Origin of the sequence: Streptomyces sp. M2CJ-2 (genome assembly GCF_016757295.1) — a bacterium.
Lineage (GTDB): Bacteria > Actinomycetota > Actinomycetes > Streptomycetales > Streptomycetaceae > Streptomyces.
In genome coordinates this window covers 1-363 of the sequence record NZ_JAESIF010000313.1, presented here as the reverse complement: position 1 = coordinate 363, position 363 = coordinate 1, and the positions used below count along the sequence as shown (strand labels likewise).

Here is a 363-nt window from a genome sequence, read left to right as displayed (position 1 = left end):
CGCCGCGCAGCGCCGCGGCGAGCCACCGGCGGGCGGCGGCCGGGTCGCCCGCCAGGTGCCCGTTCCAGGCCCGTACCAGGGCGGCCCGCACGGACACCCCGGGGCCGGTCCGGCCCGCGTCGCGCAGCGCGTCGAGGAGGTCGGCCGCCTCACCGGGACGGCCCGCGGCGAGCTGCATCCTGGCGGCCTCCACGACACAGGCCGGCTGGTCGAGGGGCACCTCGTGGAGCGCCTCGGCGGCGGCCTGTGGCTGTCCCTCGGCCAGGTGCGCGGCGGCCTCCGCCAGCACCGCGTAGTCGCTCGCCGACCTCGACACCCGGGGCGTCACCCGGCGGATCGTGTTCCTGGAGTCCTCCGAGGAAG

1 pseudogene is annotated in these 363 nt (G+C 79.3%); it reads right to left on the bottom strand.

Annotated elements, in window-relative coordinates:
• Positions 1-328: pseudogene (locus JL475_RS39445) on the bottom strand (helix-turn-helix transcriptional regulator); the annotation flags it as partial.
• Positions 329-363: the final 35 nt, after the last annotated feature.